The 15387-nt window shown below is 70.7% G+C and carries 16 protein-coding genes; 6 read left to right on the plus strand and 10 right to left on the minus strand.

Features of this window, described 5'->3' with window-relative positions:
* Positions 1-15 precede the first annotated feature (15 nt).
* Positions 16-1299: a geranylgeranyl reductase family protein gene (locus tag ACIRD8_RS08530; RefSeq protein ID WP_403988010.1), complete on the minus strand. Its 1284-nt coding sequence runs from the start codon at positions 1297-1299 to the stop codon at positions 16-18.
* 97 nt (positions 1300-1396) lie between these two features.
* On the opposite strand from ACIRD8_RS08530, the gene ACIRD8_RS08535 reads away from it, so the two are divergent.
* Positions 1397-1915, plus strand: a complete 519-nt coding sequence (locus ACIRD8_RS08535) for a GNAT family N-acetyltransferase (RefSeq protein ID WP_403988013.1) — start codon at positions 1397-1399, stop codon at positions 1913-1915.
* 12 nt (positions 1916-1927) lie between these two features.
* Here ACIRD8_RS08535 and ACIRD8_RS08540 read toward each other — a convergent pair whose 3' ends face one another.
* The 5 genes from ACIRD8_RS08540 to ACIRD8_RS08560 form a co-directional block, all read right to left on the minus strand.
* Positions 1928-2620, minus strand: coding sequence for a demethylmenaquinone methyltransferase (locus ACIRD8_RS08540; protein WP_403988016.1), 693 nt, complete (start codon positions 2618-2620; stop codon positions 1928-1930).
* A gap of 179 nt (positions 2621-2799) precedes the next feature.
* Positions 2800-4083, minus strand: coding sequence for an ABC transporter permease (locus ACIRD8_RS08545; protein ID WP_403988018.1), 1284 nt, complete (start codon positions 4081-4083; stop codon positions 2800-2802).
* The gene (locus ACIRD8_RS08550; protein WP_403988021.1) at positions 4080-4808 is read right to left on the minus strand and encodes an ABC transporter ATP-binding protein; all 729 of its coding nucleotides are present in this window, start codon (positions 4806-4808) and stop codon (positions 4080-4082) included. Before ACIRD8_RS08550 ends, ACIRD8_RS08545 begins: the two co-directional genes overlap by 4 nt.
* Positions 4805-6331 carry a peptidoglycan-binding protein gene (locus ACIRD8_RS08555; RefSeq protein WP_403988024.1) on the minus strand — a complete coding sequence of 509 codons (1527 nt, stop codon included), beginning with the start codon at positions 6329-6331 and terminating at the stop codon, positions 4805-4807. Before ACIRD8_RS08555 ends, ACIRD8_RS08550 begins: the two co-directional genes overlap by 4 nt.
* On the minus strand, positions 6328-6642 hold the full coding sequence (locus ACIRD8_RS08560; RefSeq protein ID WP_403988027.1) for a hypothetical protein: 315 nt from the start codon (positions 6640-6642) through the stop codon (positions 6328-6330). Before ACIRD8_RS08560 ends, ACIRD8_RS08555 begins: the two co-directional genes overlap by 4 nt.
* A 445-nt stretch (positions 6643-7087) precedes the next feature.
* Between ACIRD8_RS08560 and ACIRD8_RS08565 the strand changes: the two genes are divergently transcribed.
* From ACIRD8_RS08565 to ACIRD8_RS08585, 5 genes are all read left to right on the plus strand, one after another.
* Positions 7088-7486, plus strand: coding sequence for a hypothetical protein (locus ACIRD8_RS08565; protein ID WP_403988030.1), 399 nt, complete (start codon positions 7088-7090; stop codon positions 7484-7486).
* Positions 7487-7627: 141 nt separating this feature from the next.
* The gene (locus ACIRD8_RS08570; protein WP_403988033.1) at positions 7628-8587 is read left to right on the plus strand and encodes a hypothetical protein; all 960 of its coding nucleotides are present in this window, start codon (positions 7628-7630) and stop codon (positions 8585-8587) included.
* A 47-nt stretch (positions 8588-8634) separates the two neighbouring features.
* Positions 8635-9054 carry a peptidase inhibitor family I36 protein gene (locus tag ACIRD8_RS08575; protein WP_403988036.1) on the plus strand — a complete coding sequence of 140 codons (420 nt, stop codon included), beginning with the start codon at positions 8635-8637 and terminating at the stop codon, positions 9052-9054.
* Between the two features lie 4 nt (positions 9055-9058).
* Entirely contained in the window at positions 9059-9907 is an 849-nt protein-coding gene (locus ACIRD8_RS08580) for a DUF3152 domain-containing protein (protein WP_403988038.1), read from the plus strand.
* A 181-nt stretch (positions 9908-10088) separates the two neighbouring features.
* Positions 10089-10355: a response regulator transcription factor gene (locus ACIRD8_RS08585; RefSeq protein ID WP_403988041.1), complete on the plus strand. Its 267-nt coding sequence runs from the start codon at positions 10089-10091 to the stop codon at positions 10353-10355.
* A 41-nt stretch (positions 10356-10396) separates the two neighbouring features.
* On the opposite strand, the gene ACIRD8_RS08590 is transcribed toward ACIRD8_RS08585, so the two are convergent.
* The 4 genes from ACIRD8_RS08590 to ACIRD8_RS08605 all read right to left on the minus strand — a co-directional run bounded on the left by ACIRD8_RS08590 (position 10397) and on the right by ACIRD8_RS08605 (position 15354).
* Positions 10397-11044 (minus strand): imidazolonepropionase-like domain-containing protein, encoded by a 648-nt coding sequence (locus ACIRD8_RS08590; RefSeq protein WP_403988044.1) that lies wholly within the window; start codon positions 11042-11044, stop codon positions 10397-10399.
* 7 nt (positions 11045-11051) lie between these two features.
* Positions 11052-12251, minus strand: a complete 1200-nt coding sequence (mqnC, locus tag ACIRD8_RS08595) for a cyclic dehypoxanthinyl futalosine synthase (protein WP_403988047.1) — start codon at positions 12249-12251, stop codon at positions 11052-11054.
* A 71-nt stretch (positions 12252-12322) separates the two neighbouring features.
* Positions 12323-13978 (minus strand): serine/threonine-protein kinase, encoded by a 1656-nt coding sequence (locus ACIRD8_RS08600; RefSeq protein WP_403988050.1) that lies wholly within the window; start codon positions 13976-13978, stop codon positions 12323-12325.
* 497 nt (positions 13979-14475) lie between these two features.
* Positions 14476-15354 (minus strand): menaquinone biosynthetic enzyme MqnA/MqnD family protein, encoded by an 879-nt coding sequence (locus tag ACIRD8_RS08605; protein ID WP_403988053.1) that lies wholly within the window; start codon positions 15352-15354, stop codon positions 14476-14478.
* Positions 15355-15387 lie beyond the last annotated feature (33 nt).

Genomic DNA, 15387 nt, shown 5'->3' on the forward strand with positions numbered 1-15387 from the left:
CTCGGGCCCGTCGGTTCAGGCCTTCGGGGCGACCTTCGAGAGGCCGTTGATGATGCGGTCCATGGCGTCGCCGCCCGTCGGGTCGGTGAGGTTGGCGAGCATCTTCAGCGTGAACTTCATCAGGACGGGGTGGCTCAGACCGCGCTGCGTCGCGATCTTCATGACCTTCGGGTTCCCGATCATCTTCACGAAGGCGCGGCCCAGCGTGTAGTAACCGCCGTAGGTGTCCTTCAGGATCTTCGGGTAGTGCTGGAGGGCCAGTTCCCGCTGGGCGGGGGTGGCACGGGCGTGGGCCTGGACGATGACGTCCGCCGCGATCTGGCCCGACTCCATGGCGTACGCGATGCCCTCGCCGTTGAACGGGTTGACGAGGCCGCCCGCGTCACCGACGAGCAGCAGGCCCTTGGTGTAGTGCGGCTGGCGGTTGAAGGCCATCGGGAGCGCGGCGCCGCGGATCGGCGTCGTCATGTTCTCCGGGGTGTAGCCCCAGTCCTCCGGCATCGAGGCGCACCAGGCCTTGAGCACCTCGCGCCAGTCGAGCTCCTTGAAGGCGGACGAGGAGTTGAGGATGCCGAGGCCGACGTTGGACGTGCCGTCGCCCATGCCGAAGATCCAGCCGTAGCCGGGCAGCAGACGGTCCTCGGCGCCGCGCCGGTCCCACAGCTCCAGCCAGGACTCCAGGTAGTCGTCGTCGTGGCGGGGCGAGGTGAAGTACGTACGGACGGCGACGCCCATCGGGCGGTCCTCGCGCCGGTGCAGGCCCATGTTGAGGGAGAGCCGGGTGGAGTTGCCGTCCGCGGCGACGACGAGCGGGGCGTGGAAGGTGACCGGGGTCTTCTCCTCGCCGAGCTTGGCGTGGACGCCGGTGATGCGTCCGGTGCGCTCGTCCTTGACGGGCTCGCCGACGTTGCAGCGCTCGTACAGCCGGGCGCCGGCCTTCTGGGCCTGGCGGGCCAGTTGCTCGTCGAAGTCGTCGCGCTTACGGACCAGACCGTAGTCCGGGTACGAGGCGAGGTCCGGCCAGTCCAGCTGGAGGCGGGAGCCGCCGCCGATGATGCGCAGGCCCTTGTTGCGCAGCCAGCCGGCCTCTTCGGAGATGTCGATGCCCATGGAGACGAGCTGCTTGGTGGCGCGCGGGGTGAGACCGTCGCCGCAGACCTTCTCACGCGGGAAGGCCGTCTTCTCCAGCAGGAGGACGTCGAGTCCGGCCTTGGCGAGGTAGTACGCGGTCGTGGAGCCGGCTGGGCCCGCTCCGACGACGATCACGTCCGCGCTGTGCTCGGAGAGGGGCTCGGTCACGGTCGGATCTCCCGAAGACTCGAATTCGCGTGCCGCGCGGCACATGTCGCGTGCAGTCTATGGGTGCCTGCTGATCAACCTCCCGAAGGGCTCCCCGATGCCGCACGTGCCTGACACCGCCCCGTCCGTACATCTGCGTGTCCCCACCGACGAGGACGCCCTGGCCTGGCACCGGGTCTTCGACGATCCGGAGGTGATGGAGTTCCACGGCGGACGCGCGGCGGAGTACTCCGTGTACGAGGAGTTGACCGCCCGCCAGCGCCGGCACGACGCGGAGCTGGGCCACTGTCTGTGGACGGTGCTGGACGACGCCGGTGCGGTGCTCGGCTTCACGGGCGCCCAGCCGTGGCCGCACGAGTCGTTCGGGCCGGTCGGCGAGATAGAGATCGGCTGGCGGCTGGGCCGGGCCGCGTGGGGGCACGGCTACGCGACGGCCGCCGGGCGGGCCACGCTGGAGCGGTTGAGGGAGCTCGGGGTGCCGGAGGTCGTGGCGATGGTCAACACGCGGAACGCCCGCTCGGTGGCGGTGGCCGTCCGTCTCGGCATGCGGCGGGCCGAGACGTACACGTCCCCGGTGTCGAAGCAGGAGGCGTACTGCTTCCGGCTGGAGCTCTGAGCCCTCGCGGGGTCAGGCGCGTACGCCCCGGTGGAGTGCCACCACTCCGCCGGTGAGGTTGCGCCAGGCCACGTCCGACCAGCCGGCCTTCTGCAGCAGCGTCGCGAGGCCGGCCTGGTCGGGCCAGGCGCGGATCGACTCGGCGAGGTAGACGTAGGCGTCCGGGTTGGACGACACCGCCCGCGCCACCGGTGGCAGCGCGCGCATCAGGTACTCGGTGTAGACGGTCCGGAAGGGCGTCCACGTCGGCTGGGAGAACTCGCAGATCACCACGCGTCCGCCCCGCTTGGTCACCCGGTACAGCTCGCTCAGCGCGGCGCCGGTGTCCTGGATGTTGCGCAGCCCGAAGGAGATCGTGACCGCGTCGAAGGTCTCGTCCTTGAACGGGAGTTTCGTGCCGTCGCCCGCGGTGAAGGGCATCCACGGGTGGCGCTCCTTGCCGACCCGGAGCATCCCGATGGAGAAGTCGCAGGGCACCACGTAGGCGCCGGCCCGCGCGAAGGGCTGCGAGGAGGTGGCCGTGCCGGCCGCCAGGTCGAGGATCTTCTGGGCCGGGCGGGCGTCGACGGCGCGGGCGACCTCCTTGCGCCAGAGCCGCGCCTGGCCGAGCGACAGCACGTCGTTGGTGAGGTCGTAGTTCGCCGCCACGTCGTCGAACATCGAGGCGACTTCGTGCGGCTGCTTGTCCAGGGAGGCTCGGGTCACCCTCCCATTCAAGCAGCCCCGCTCCCGGTGTCCGGTGGCGGCGTGGGCGGGTCCCGGACACGGCGTAATCGTCGACCGGCCCCGAATCCGGGAACAGCACCGCCCCGGTCGGCGTCTCGCCCCTGGAGGAGGACGTCGGTCCATGCGCCCTGGAGGGCGGTGACCGCGCAGGTGCGCGGTCACCGCCGTAGTGCCTCCGCCGGTTCGATCTGCGCGGCCCGCCAGGCCGGGTAGAGGCCGGCCAGCACGCCGATGACCAGCCCGATCACGGGGGCGGCGGCCACCGTCGCGGTGTGGACCACGGGTGTCCAGTCCCGTACCACGGCGACCGCCACGACGGTGAGGGTTCCCAGTGAGGTGCCGACCAGGCCCCCCAGCGCTCCCAGCGCCCCCGACTCGGCGAGGAACTGGACGGTGACATGCCGTCCGCGGGCGCCGAGCGCCCGCCGGAGACCGATCTCACCCGTGCGTTCCAGGACGGCGACCAGTGTGGTGTTGGCGATGCCGACGGCTCCGATGATCAGACAGATCCCGGCGAGCACCAGGAAGAGCTGGTTCAGGTCGGAGGTGACCTTCGAACGGAGGGACTTGGGATCGGGCGGCGCCACCGCCCGGAGGTATTCGGGGTGGTCGGGCCGCAGGGCGGTCGGAGCCAGATACGCCACCTGCTGGGCCGCGCCGATGTCGGTCGCGATGAGCATGTGCGTCCCGGAGTCCTGGGGCGCGCCCCAGATGTCCTCGGCAGTGGTGCGTGGGACGACGACCGACATCAGCAGTTCGGCCTTGCGCTCGACGTCGCCGATGATCCCGATGACGGTGAACGGCTCGTCCCCGATGAAGATCGCCGGACGCGTCTCCAGTGTGGCGATCCCCAGCCTGGCCGCGGTGGAGGCGCCGAGGACGGCGACCCGCTCCTTCGTGCGTGAGTGGTAGTCGTCGTAGAGCCGGCCCTGGACGAGATCCGGCACGGCGGCCTGCAGAGCGCCCGGTGACGCGGCGACCACGTCGACCTGCTGCCCGTCCGCGCCGTCGCCGACGGGGGAGGACCGGACGGCACTGCCCTCGTCGAGCCGCACCTCGTAGTACACACCGGCGTGCTGGACCCCGCCCAGCCGCTCGATACGCGCGTCCGCGTCGGCGGGGAATCCGGGACCCGCGAATTCGTCCTGGTCCTGCGCGACGTCCTCGACGGTCACCTCGGTGGCGCTGAGTACGTTGAACCGCGCGTCGATCTGTGAGGAAGCGGTCGCGGTCAGCCCGAGGATCGCGACGAACGTGCCGACGCCGAGCACCGTGCCAAGGGCGGTGAGAGCCGACCGCGCGGGTCGTTGGAGCACTCCCGCGACCGCCTCACCGAGCACGTCGTACGAGCTGAAGCGGGACGGTTCGACGGGCCGGGGGCCCCTGGTCCTGCCACCGCCCTTCGCTCCTCCGTCCTTCGTCGGGCGACCGGGAAGCCTCATGCCGCCGCCTGTTCCAGAAGGTGTCCGTCACGGATCGCGACCGTGCGGCCGCCGCGGGCCGCGACACCCGCGTCGTGGGTGATGACGAGCACGGTCATCCCGTCGGCGTGCAGTTCGTCGAGGAGTTCGAGGACGGTACCGGCGTTGGCGGAATCGAGGTTCCCCGTCGGTTCGTCGCACAGCAGGAGCGAGGGGCGGGCCACCAGGGCGCGGGCGATGGCCACCCGTTGGCGCTCGCCGCCCGACAGCCGGGTCGGAAGTGCCTCGACGCGGTGGCCGAGCCCCACCCGTTCGAGGGCTTCGCGTGCGGCCGGGACGCGTTCGCGTCGGCGGAAGCCGTTGTAGACCATGGCGAGCGTGACGTTCTCCAGCGCGGAACGGTGGGGCAGCAGATGGAAGGACTGGAAGACGAAACCGATGCGACGCCCACGCAGCGCGGTGCGGTCGCCGTCCTTCAGTGCACCGGTGTCGATGCCGTCCAGGAGATACCTGCCGGTGGTGGGCGCGTCCAGCAGACCCGCGATGTTGAGGAAGGTCGACTTACCCGACCCGGAGGGGCCGACCACGGTCACGAACTCGCCGCGCTCGATCCGCAGATCACAAGGGCTGAGAGCAGGAACGGGTGGCGGGCCCGGGTAGGTCAGGCCGACCTGACGGAAGTCGATGACGGGCGCACCCGCCGCTCCGGGGCCGGGCCGCTCGCCGGCACCGTGCGCGGATCTCACGGCGTCTTCACCTCTCCCCCGGCCGCCAGACCGGGATTGACGCCGGTCATGACGTTGTCCCCTTCGGCGAGACGGCCACCGTCGACCGGCTTGATCTCGACGTATCCGTCGCCGGTCGTCCCCGGCCGCACCTCGACGCGGCGACGGGACGCGCCCTCCACCACGGTCACGGTCGTACGTCCGTCGGCGCCCGCGGACACCGCGCTGACGGGAACCACCAGCGCGTCACCGTCCGTGGCGGCCGCCTCGATGGTCAGTCGCACGTCCTGCCCCGCGAGTCCGGCGTCGAGCGGGCGGTCGGGCCGGATCACCATGGCGTAGCCCCTCTCACCCGCCGACGCCGGCGCCTGGCCGTCCGCGTCAGCGCCGGTCGCCGGCGCCTGGGCGTCCGGGAGCGTCATGGTGCCCGCGACCGTCAGGACTTCGGCCGAGGCCGTGACACCGCTGACCTCGGACAGGATCTCGACCTTCTGGCCGGGCCTGACCAGCCCCTTCTGGTGTTCCTGGAGCTGCGCGCTCACCACCAGGGCGCCACCGGAGACAGTCATCGCGGGCCCGGACACCTGCGAACCCACGCGGGCGGCCACGGAGTCCACACGTGCCGGGAAGTCTTCCAGGAAGACCACTTCGCCGGCCGGCAGCAGGGGACCCGAAGCGGCCTGGGCCTGGCCGAGCCGTTGACGCGCCTCGGCCAGATCCTCCCGCGCCCGTTGCACGGCACGATCCGTTCCGCCGTCGGACGCGGGCTTCCTGGCCGCCTCGCCCTGTGCTGCGGTGTCGGCCGCTCCGCCGGTGCCGCCGGACTCCGTCGCGCCGCCGCGCGAAGCGTCCTCGGCGTCCTCCAGGGCGCGTTGCGCTCCGGTCACCGCTTCCTGCGCCGAGGTGAGGGACTCGCCCCCGTCGGCGACGGCGGGCAGCGGGTCGTAGCCGATCGACGTGTAGAACCCCGTGAGCGCGGCCTTCGTCCCGGACCCGAAGGTGCCCGCCCTGTCCTGGCCCGTCCCGTGCCCCTGCGCCCTCAGCGCCCTCTGCAACTGCTCGACGTCGTCACCGACGGTCCCGGGCTTGAGATCGCGGTAGACCGGCAGTTTCCCGCGCAGCGTGAACACGGGCCGCCCGGACACCTCCATCAGCACCTTTCCCGCGGTGATCCGGTCGCCGACCGACACCGGCAGCTTGGTGATCACCGGGGTGCCCGCGTTCTCACCGCTCACCGAGGGGCTGATCGCCACGGTCTGGCCGGCGGTGGCCATCCCCCGCACGATGACCGTGTCCCGCAGGACGCGCTTCTCGACCCGGGCCACGAGCACGTCCATCGGCGGTGGACCCGCCTCGGCGGCTGCCTGCGCGGGCGACTTGATGACCTGGGACGCCGCGACGCCCGCACCGGCCAGGACCACGGCACCGGCGACCACCGCCGCCACCCAGCGGCGCCGGCGCGTCAGTCCTGAATCCGCCGCGGGTGCCTCCGCGGTCGGCTCCACCTCCGGGGAAGGCGACGAGGGGACCTCTGCCACGTTCATCCCCCGACCTTGCCGCCCGTCCCGGGCTTCCCCACGCGGCATGCCTTCGTCGCGGCCACGGCTTCGGGGGACGTCTTCAGATCCAGCTTCTCCAGGCCGTCGTGGTCACCGGTCGTCGGGTTCGGGTCCGGGAAGTCCTCGACGCCGTGCTCCCGCATGCAGTCGGTGAACGCCTGTGCCACGGCGAGCTCTTCCGGGCTCGCGTCAGGAACGACGAGCTTGTCGGCGCACGCCGCCTCGGCCTCCTTCACCTCGGCGGGGTCGGCCTTCGCCTCGTCGACCACGGGCACTCCGGAGCCGGTGTCCCGCATGGGAACGCCCCGTTCCCCGATGCAGGCGAAATAGGCGGCCTGCTTCGGATCGGCATCGGAGCCCTTCTCCCGCGCAGCGGCGGACGGCGAGGCCGAGGCCTCCGAAGCGACTCTGCCCTCCCCACCGCCCGGGGAGCCGCCGGAGCAGCCGGTCACCAGTAATCCGAGCGTGATCAGAGCCGGGGCAGAAGCCGTCCGGACCCGTCGAAGAACCACAGGAATCCCCTTCGCGATGCTCCCGCCGCACAGCCACGGCGCCGGAGCCACGGCGCACATACACAAGCGCCTCAACTGCACGGTAGGCGACGGGGAGCCACTCGCACACTGTCCCAACGTACAGTGGTGGCACCAGAATTGAACGTGTTTGACTCATCGGCGGCCAAGTCCCGGCTCCGGCGCCCGAAGTGCCGGAGCGAGGTCAAGACACCACCGAAAGGCGACATCGATGAACACGCGCAAAGTGCTCCGCGCCGCCGCGACCACCTCTCTGGTCCTCTCCGCCATCGCGGTGAGCGCCGGTTCGGCCTCCGCGGCCGGCAAGGACGGCTACGTCACCAGCGGCGAATTCGGACTGTTCTGCTTCCAGAACCAGACCAACTCGGTCTTCGACCTCCTGGTCGACGACGCCAACTTCAACAACGACTACTTCAAGGGCTCCCAGTCCTGCAGTGGTCACACCACCAACGACTGGACCGAGTCGTACCTGAACCTCGACACCTTCGAATGGAGCGTGCACACCGACGCGAACGGCAACGGCACCGCCGGGTACCTGCCCGCCGGTTACCGCGGTAACGCCTCCGCGAAGTTCAAGAACACGATCTCGTCCGCGTACTACGTCGTCTGATCCGGCGCGCCGGCCACAGAGCGACGGTCCAGCCGGCTGACGTGGCGCCATGAGCCACACGGTCGACCGGTGCTCCGCCCGTAAGCGCCGGGCGGAGCACCGATCGACGGCGGATACTACCTGTTCACGACCGGAGCCACCATGCCTGCGCGACGCCTCCTCCCAGTCACCCGTAGCGGCATCATCGCAGCCGTTGCTCTGCTCGCCCTCGCCGGATGCTCGTCCTCCGGTTCCGGGGGTGAGGACCCGAAGAGCGAGCCTCCGGCCGGCGACGTTCCCGTGGTGCTGGACAGCAGGTCCCTCCAGTTCCCGCTTGAGGCCTACGTCCCGGACGCGGCACAGCGTGCGACCTTCGGCGAGGCCCAGGACGTCCTCACCGACCGGTGCATGCGGCGCTACGGATACCGGTACGCGGTCCGCAGCCACAGGGGCGAACGGGGGGACAACGCCACGAGGTACGGGGTCAGCGACGCGGCCACCGCCGCGCGCTACGGCTACAGCAACCCCGAGGTGGCGGACGGCTCGCCGAAGCCGGCCCAGAAAGCACTCGGCGCCAACGAGAAGCTCATCCTGCACGGCGAGGACAAGGTCGATCCCTCCAAAGCAGTGCCCATGAGCCAGGAGGAGGCGGAGAAGTCGGACAAGGGGGCCATCACCGTGGCCGGCAAGAAGGTCCCCGCCGGCGGCTGCCTCCGTGAGGGGTTCCTCAAGCTCTACGCGCCCACCGATGACTCGGTGGACATCATGGTGCCGCAGAACTTCGCCTTCGACGCCAACGGGCGTTCGCGTGAGGACAGTCGCGTGGCGAAGGCGATCAAGGCGTGGTCGGCCTGCATGGCCGAACAGGGCTACCGGACGGAGAACCCGGTCAGTCCGCAGAGCGATCTCGGCTTCGGCGACACCTCGCTCACCACACCCAAGGCCGTGGCGGCCGCCAAGCAGGATGTCGCCTGCAAGAAGGAAACCAATCTGATCGGCATCTGGTACGCGGTGGAGAAGGCCTATCAGAAACGCATCATCGACCAGAACGCGGAGACTCTCGAAACCGTCAAGAACCAGCTCACGGAACGGCTGCGTCTCGCCGCCGAGTTGACCTCATGAGCCTTTCGACCTCACCCCGGTCGCCCTCCGAAAGGGGTTGTTCCACCATGCGTGTACACCGGTTCACCCGCGCCGCCCTCACGGGCTCCTTCCTGATGGCCGCTTTCTCGTTCGCCACCGTCGGCCCCTCGTACGCGGCGGGGAAGGACGGAACGCTCAGCGCGGGCGAGATGGGCCTCTACTACAACTCCAACCGGGGCGGCGCCGTCTTCGACCTTCCGTCGCACGGACAGGACCCCGATCTCGGAAACGACTATTTCAAGGGCTCCCTTAACGGCGCCGGGCAGCGGGTCGCCAACAACACGGCCTCCTACTGGAACCGCACCACGGACAACAGCCTCCTGGTCTACACCGGGACGAATTACACCGGGACATACGGTTATGTCCCGGCGGGCTACATCGGCAACGCGTCCGTCACCTTCAAGAACACGATCTCGTCCGTCAGCACCGCGTACATCATCGGCTGAATCAATGGGGAGACGCGGCACTCGCGGCACTCGCACAGCCGAAAGGCGACGTCGCCGAAAACGACAACGGACGTTTCTGACCGCCGCCCTCGCCGCGCTCGTCGTCGGCCTGGGCGGCGCTGTCGCGTTCCTCGCACGCGACGACACCCCCGCCGAGGCCCGGGCTCCGCGGCCGGCCCGCACCACCGGCCCGCCCGCCCCCGCCCCGAGCGAGTCGTCGGCAACCTCTTCGCCGACCGCCTCCCCCTCGGCGTCCCCCTCCAGCAGCCCGCCACGGGACATCGCCGTTCCGGACCGCGGGCCGGGCACGTTCACCCCGGCGCACACCGCGGGCGAACGACAGGGCCAAGGGCGCGTACGCCGGTACAAGGTCGAGGTCGAGAACGGCATCGACCTGGATCCGGACGAAGCGGCCCGGTCGGTGTCCGCGATCCTGGGCGGCTCCCAGGGCTGGACCAACGACCCCGCCTACGGATTCCAGCTGGTCTCCTCCGGCCCGGCGGACTTCACGGTCCGCATCGCCACGCCGGGCACCACCGACCGGCTCTGCTTCGTGACGACCCCGAGCAGCAAGGGGAACGTGAATTGCCGGGTGCAGCATTCCGTCGTGGTCAATCTGAAACTGTGGGTACGCGGTTCACCGCAGTTCGACGGCCCGATCGAGGATTACCGGGCATTGATCATCAATCACGAGGTCGGACACGAAATCGGCCGGGGGCACGAGACCTGTCCGGGCCCGGGACAACCCGCGCCCGCCATGATGCAACAGATCAAGGGGCTTCTCGGATGCACAGCCAATGCCTGGCCGTACGACAGTCATGGACGCTATCTGGCAGGTCCCTTCGTCCCCTGATCCCCGATGCTGGACACTGCGCGCGACCCGGCCCTTTCCGGTCAGTGGCGCGATATATCTGATTCACCTCCCGGAGACGCGGCTGGTATGGTCCAAACATCAACTGGTCGAGTGTTCCCGGGGGGGGATCATGCGAACCCACTGCCCGATTTGCGGTTCAAATGCGAAGCATTCCGACATTATGGCGATACTGAAAGCGAAGAGACCGGACACCGGAACGCACACGCTCACCGAACAGGAATGTGCAGTGTTCGTGCGCCTGCAGACCGGCCCCTCCAACGCGGAGCTGGGCCGGTGCATGCATCTGACGGAGCGCACCGTCAAATTCCATCTCGCAAACATACGAAGCAAACTGGGCGGGATTTCCCGGCTCCAGCTGTGTCTGCTCGCGGCGCATCACGAGGTCTGCCTGACCGCGGAGAGACACGACGTCTGCCTGACCGCGTGACGCGCGGTCGCCCCGCACCCGCCGCGCAGGGCGGCCCGCGCTCACCGCTGCCGGTACACCAGCCGCCCGCCGAGCACCGTGGCGACGCAGGTCCCGGCGCCGGCCGCGGCCAGCGCCGCCTCGTCGGGTACGTCGAAGACCGCGAGGTCGGCGCGTCCGCCGACGGTGAGCGGGCCGTGCACGGAACCCGGCAGGTCACCGCCGTGGACGAACGGGTCCAGGTCCGGCTCGTCCAGGAGCCCGCCGGGAGGTCCCGCGACCGCCGTGAGCCCCGAGCGGGCCACGGCGGTGCGTACGGCGTGGTCGTCGAACGGGCCCGCCACATGGGTGGTGCCGTGGCGCAGCATGCGCTGCAGCCCCCGGCGCACGCTGCCGGCCCGGCGGGGCTCGTCCATCCGCTCGGCCAGCGCCTCGAAGTCCGCCCCGGTCAGGGGCTGTTCGCCGAGCTCGCCCGCCTCGCGCGGGTCGGGGTGGTAGCAGCGGGTCAACAGGGGGACGACGTCCCACTGCCGCAGGCCGGGGGTGAGGACGCCCGGCCACCGCCGGATCCGGGCGGTGGGGTGCGCGGCCGTCACCTCGTCGTACGGTCCGAGGGCCACGATCCGGTCGCCGTCCACCACGACGGCGCCGCCCTCGACGCCTGCGGCGCCGACCGGGAGGACCAGCGGCGCGGCGTGAACGGTCAGCACGGTGACGTCAGTTGGCGTCGAGGAGCTTGAGCTCGGGGTGCGCGGTGCCGCCCGCGATCGCCGTGGAGGAGATGTGCGAGACGACGCGCTCGTCGACCGGGTCGTTCGCCGGGTCGTCGTGGACGACCAGGTGCTCGTACGTCGTGGCGCGCTGGGCGGGGACGCGGCCCGCCTTGCGGATCAGGTCGATGATCTCCAGCCGGTTGGAGCGGTGCTTGGCACCGGCCGAGGAGACGACGTTCTCCTCCAGCATGATCGAGCCGAGGTCGTCCGCGCCGTAGTGCAGGGACAGCTGGCCGACCTCCTTGCCCGTGGTCAGCCAGGAGCCCTGGATGTGGGCGACGTTGTCGAGGAAGAGCCGGGCGATGGCGATCATCCGCAGGTACTCGAAGAGCGTGGCCTGCGTCTGCCCCTTCAGCTTGTTGTTCTCCGGCTGGTAGGTGTACGGGATGAAGGCGCGGAAGCCGCCCGTACGGTCCTGGACGTCGCGGATCATCCGCAGGTGCTCGATGCGCTCGGCGTTGGTCTCGCCGGTGCCCATCAGCATGGTGGAGGTGGACTCGACACCGAGGCCGTGCGCGATCTCCATGATCTCCAGCCAGCGCTCGCCGGACTCCTTGAGCGGGGCGATCGCCGTGCGCGGCCGGGCCGGCAGGAGTTCGGCACCGGCTCCGGCGAAGGAGTCGAGACCGGCGGCGTGGATCCGGCTGATGGCCTCTTCGGCGGAGACCTTGGAGATCCGGGCCATGTGCTCGATCTCGGAGGCGCCCAGCGAGTGGATGACCAGCTCCGGGAACGCCTTCTTGATCGCGGAGAAGTGCTCCTCGTAGTACTCGACGCCGTAGTCCGGGTGGTGCCCGCCCTGGAACATGATCTGGGTGCCGCCGAGCTCGACGGTCTCCGCGCAGCGGCGCAGGATGTCGTCGAGGTCGCGGGACCAGCCCTTGGCGGTGTCCTTGGGCGGCGCGTAGAACGCGCAGAACTTGCACGCCGTGACACAGACGTTGGTGTAGTTGATGTTGCGCTCGATGATGTACGTCGCGATGTGCTCGGTACCGGCGTAACGGCGGCGGCGTACGGCGTCGGCCGCGGATCCCAGCGCGTGCAGCGGTGCCGACCGGTACAGGTCGACGGCCTCTTCCGGAGTGATCCGGCCGCCTTCGGCGGCTCGGTCGAGGATGGGCTGGAGGTCGGCCTTCTCGGTCACCGGGCTGTCACCTTTCGGCGGTTTTTCAACGGATCTACGGACGGTTCAGCGTACGCCAGCCCTTGCCGGGGTCAGCCGCCGGACCGGCTGAGCGTGCCCTTCGGGGTGCCCGCGGCTTCCTCGTGGGACTGGTAGCGGAGTGTGCCGGACCCCGTGAGGGTGAAGACGAGATCGGCGTCGCCTCCGGTGCACAGGGAACTGTCGGCGTGGTCCGGGTCGGTGCGCTCGCGGATCTTCACCTCCTTCGCCGTGCCCGAGACGAGCTTCCCGACGCCCTTGCACACGACGCTCGTACCGAACGCGTCGAGCCGGTGGGTCAGCCGGACCACGTCCTCTCCCTTGGCCCCCTCGGTGAACACGGCGGTGACCGTGCCGTGCGACAGCCCGCTGCGTTCGGTGGCGTCCCCCTTCCACGTACCGGCGAAGGCCCTGGGCAGCGCGCTCACCGGTGCGGAGCCCGCAGGGGCTTCCGAGGCACTGCCCGACGGGCTCTGCGTACGTCCGGCCGCCGTGTCGCTGCCGCGGTTGTCGTCGTCGCTGCCGGTGAACAGGTCGCTCATCGTCGCGGCGCCCACGGTCACCACGGCGAGCGCGCCCGCGACCGCCAGTGCGACGGTGCAGCTGACCCGCCGGCCCCGGCGCTGCCCGGGCTGCGGGCCCGTGTCCAGGGTGACGGCGACACGCGCGCCGGGCCCCGGCTCCCCCGGCGGATCCACCGCTGCCGGGGGCTCGGACGGCCGGGGCGGCAGGGGCGGGCCGAAGGTGCCGGGTGCCGCGCTGCCCAGGGACGCGCTGCTGAACGGCACCGGCCCCGACTGCACCGGGGCGTCCTGCGGTTCCAGGTCCAGCAGGGCCACCGCCGATCGGCTGACCTCGCGCACCAGTGGGCCCGGCAGCCAGCCCGGTGCCACCAGCGCCGCGGCCCCGCCGGGCGCGAGCCTGCGGGCGATCTCTGCGGGGGCGGGCCGCTCCGCCGGGTCCTTGGCGAGGCACCCGGCGACCAGCTCCCGCAGTTCGCCCTCCAGGTCGCCGAGTTCGGGTTCCTCGTGCACCACCTTGTAGAGGAGTACGGCGGAGGAGTCACCGGGGAAGGGCGCGGTGCCGGTCGCCGCGTAGGCGAGGACCGCGCCGAGCGAGAAGACGTCGGCCGCGCCGGTGATGTCCAGGCCGCGGATCTGTTCCGGCGCCATGTAGCCCGGCGAGCCGACGGAGACGCCGGTGGAGGTGAGGGAGACGGTGGCGCCCAGCGCCCGGGCGATGCCGAAGTCGATCAGCCGGGGGCCGTCGAGGGCGAGCAGGACGTTGGACGGCTTCACGTCACGGTGGATCAGGCCGTGCGCGTGTACGGCGTCGAGCGCCTCGCCGAGCCCGGCTCCCAGGGTCCGTACGGCGTACTCGGGCAGCGGGCCGTGGCGGGTGACCGCGTCGGAGAGCGGCGGCCCGGCGACGTAACCGGTCGCGACCCACGGCACGGCCGCGTCGGGGTCGGCGTCCAGGACCGGAGCCGTCCACTGCGCGCCCAGGCGCCGCGCGGCCTCCACCTCGCGGCGGAACCGTGCGCGGAACTGCTCGTCGAGCGCGAAGTGGGGGTGCACCACCTTGACCGCGACGGTGCGTCCGCCCGCGCTGCGGCCCAGGTAGACCCGGCCCATCCCGCCGGCGCCGAGCCTGCCGAGCAGCCGGTAGGCGCCGATGGTGTGCGGTTCGCCGGCTTCCAGCGGCTGCATGCGGTCTCCCCCTGTGGTCCCCGGGACTCGGACGGCAGCCTCTAGGGTCTGTCGTCAAGCTCCCGCCTGCGGGCGACGGCGGGAGCTTGACGACAGACCCTAGGCGGCGCGGGTCGCACGGTCACGGAGACCCCTTCCGCCGATATCGCCCCTATGGGCACGAAGCAGGGATTTCGCCACACGGAAAGGCGTGAATACGTCGTTCGTCCGCACCGTCGGTGCCGTCCGCGGGTTCACCGGAGGGAAACCGGAAGGCGTTCCGGGAGACACCGGCTATTCGCCCTCGCGCCCTGGAGAGGCGCTCCGGGACAGAACTCCCGACATTCGCCCCCTTTCAAGGGAACGGAATGCCGCGGACGCGCATCAGGGGAAAGCGGCCCGGGGAAGGGAGGGCGCGGAAGGAAGGCGGCAGAAGGCCGCGGAAGAGGTCAGGAAGGTACGGGGAAGGTGCGGGATTCGCCTTCTCTCCCCCGCACCATTCCCGTACGCCGGTGGTGTCAGCCTCCGAGCAGTTCGACGTTCACGTCCGCCGGGAAGCCCGTCGTCGGGCCGGTCCGCCGGGCGAACTCGCGCACGCCCGCCAGCTGGTCCGGGCCGAAGCGGAAGTCCAGGGTGGTGAAGTAGCGCTCCAGCACCTCGGCGTCGAAGGCCTCCCAGCGCGCCGCCTGCTCGGCCACCTTGGTGACCTCCTCCAGCGAGACGTCGCGGGAGGCCAGGAACGCCTCGTGCACCTTCTCCACGTAGTCGGGGTGCGAGGCCAGGTAGTCCTTGCGCGCAGCCCAGACGGCGAAGACGAACGGCAGCCCCGTCCACTCCTTCCACATCTGGCCCAGGTCGTGGACCTGCAGTCCGAGCCTGGGGGCGTCGTGCAGGTTCGCGCGCAGCGCCGCGTCGCCGATGAGGACGGCCGCGTCGGCCTCCTGCATCATCAGGCCGAGGTCCGGCGGGCAGGTGTAGTAGTCGGGGGTGACGCCGTAGCGCTCGGCGAGCAGCAGCTGGGCCAGCCGCACGGAGGTGCGCGAGGTCGAGCCCAGGGCCACCCGGGCCCCGTCCAGCTGCTCCAGCGGGAGCTGGGACACGATCACGCACGACATGACCGGCCCGTCGCAGCCGACGGCGATGTCGGGGAGGGCGACCAGCTCGTCGGCGTTCTTCAGGAACTCGACCAGGGTCACGGGACCGATGTCGAGGTCCCCCCTGACCAGCTGCTCGCTGAGTCTCTCCGGGGTGTCCTTCGAGAGCTCCAGGTCGAGCAGGGTTCCGGTCCGCGCCAGGCCCCAGTACAGGGGGAGGCAGTTCAGGAACTGGATGTGGCCGACGCGCGGCCTGGTGCGACGGTCGTCGCCTTCTGCAGGAGAGACGGTTGAATTGTCCACATCGCGAGGCTAGACCTGCCCCCGTCGGCCGGC

The sequence above is a fragment of the Streptomyces sp. NPDC102451 genome, assembly GCF_044765485.1.
Classification (GTDB): Bacteria; Actinomycetota; Actinomycetes; order Streptomycetales; family Streptomycetaceae; genus Streptomyces.

Excerpts from the sequence above, each read along its gene's own strand:
- ACIRD8_RS08545 (WP_403988018.1), bottom strand. The coding sequence starts at position 4,083 with ATGAGGCTTCCCGGTCGCCCGACGAAGGACGGAGGAGCGAAGGGCGGT.
- ACIRD8_RS08570 (WP_403988033.1), top strand. The coding sequence starts at position 7,628 with ATGCCTGCGCGACGCCTCCTCCCAGTCACCCGTAGCGGCATCATCGCA.
- ACIRD8_RS08600 (WP_403988050.1), bottom strand. The coding sequence starts at position 13,978 with ATGCAGCCGCTGGAAGCCGGCGAACCGCACACCATCGGCGCCTACCGG.
- ACIRD8_RS08580 (WP_403988038.1), top strand. The coding sequence starts at position 9,059 with ATGGGGAGACGCGGCACTCGCGGCACTCGCACAGCCGAAAGGCGACGT.
- ACIRD8_RS08555 (WP_403988024.1), bottom strand. The coding sequence starts at position 6,331 with ATGAACGTGGCAGAGGTCCCCTCGTCGCCTTCCCCGGAGGTGGAGCCG.
- ACIRD8_RS08535 (WP_403988013.1), top strand. The coding sequence starts at position 1,397 with ATGCCGCACGTGCCTGACACCGCCCCGTCCGTACATCTGCGTGTCCCC.
- ACIRD8_RS08565 (WP_403988030.1), top strand. The coding sequence starts at position 7,088 with ATGAACACGCGCAAAGTGCTCCGCGCCGCCGCGACCACCTCTCTGGTC.
- ACIRD8_RS08560 (WP_403988027.1), bottom strand. The coding sequence starts at position 6,642 with ATGCGGGACACCGGCTCCGGAGTGCCCGTGGTCGACGAGGCGAAGGCC.
- ACIRD8_RS08585 (WP_403988041.1), top strand. The coding sequence starts at position 10,089 with ATGGCGATACTGAAAGCGAAGAGACCGGACACCGGAACGCACACGCTC.
- ACIRD8_RS08575 (WP_403988036.1), top strand. The coding sequence starts at position 8,635 with ATGCGTGTACACCGGTTCACCCGCGCCGCCCTCACGGGCTCCTTCCTG.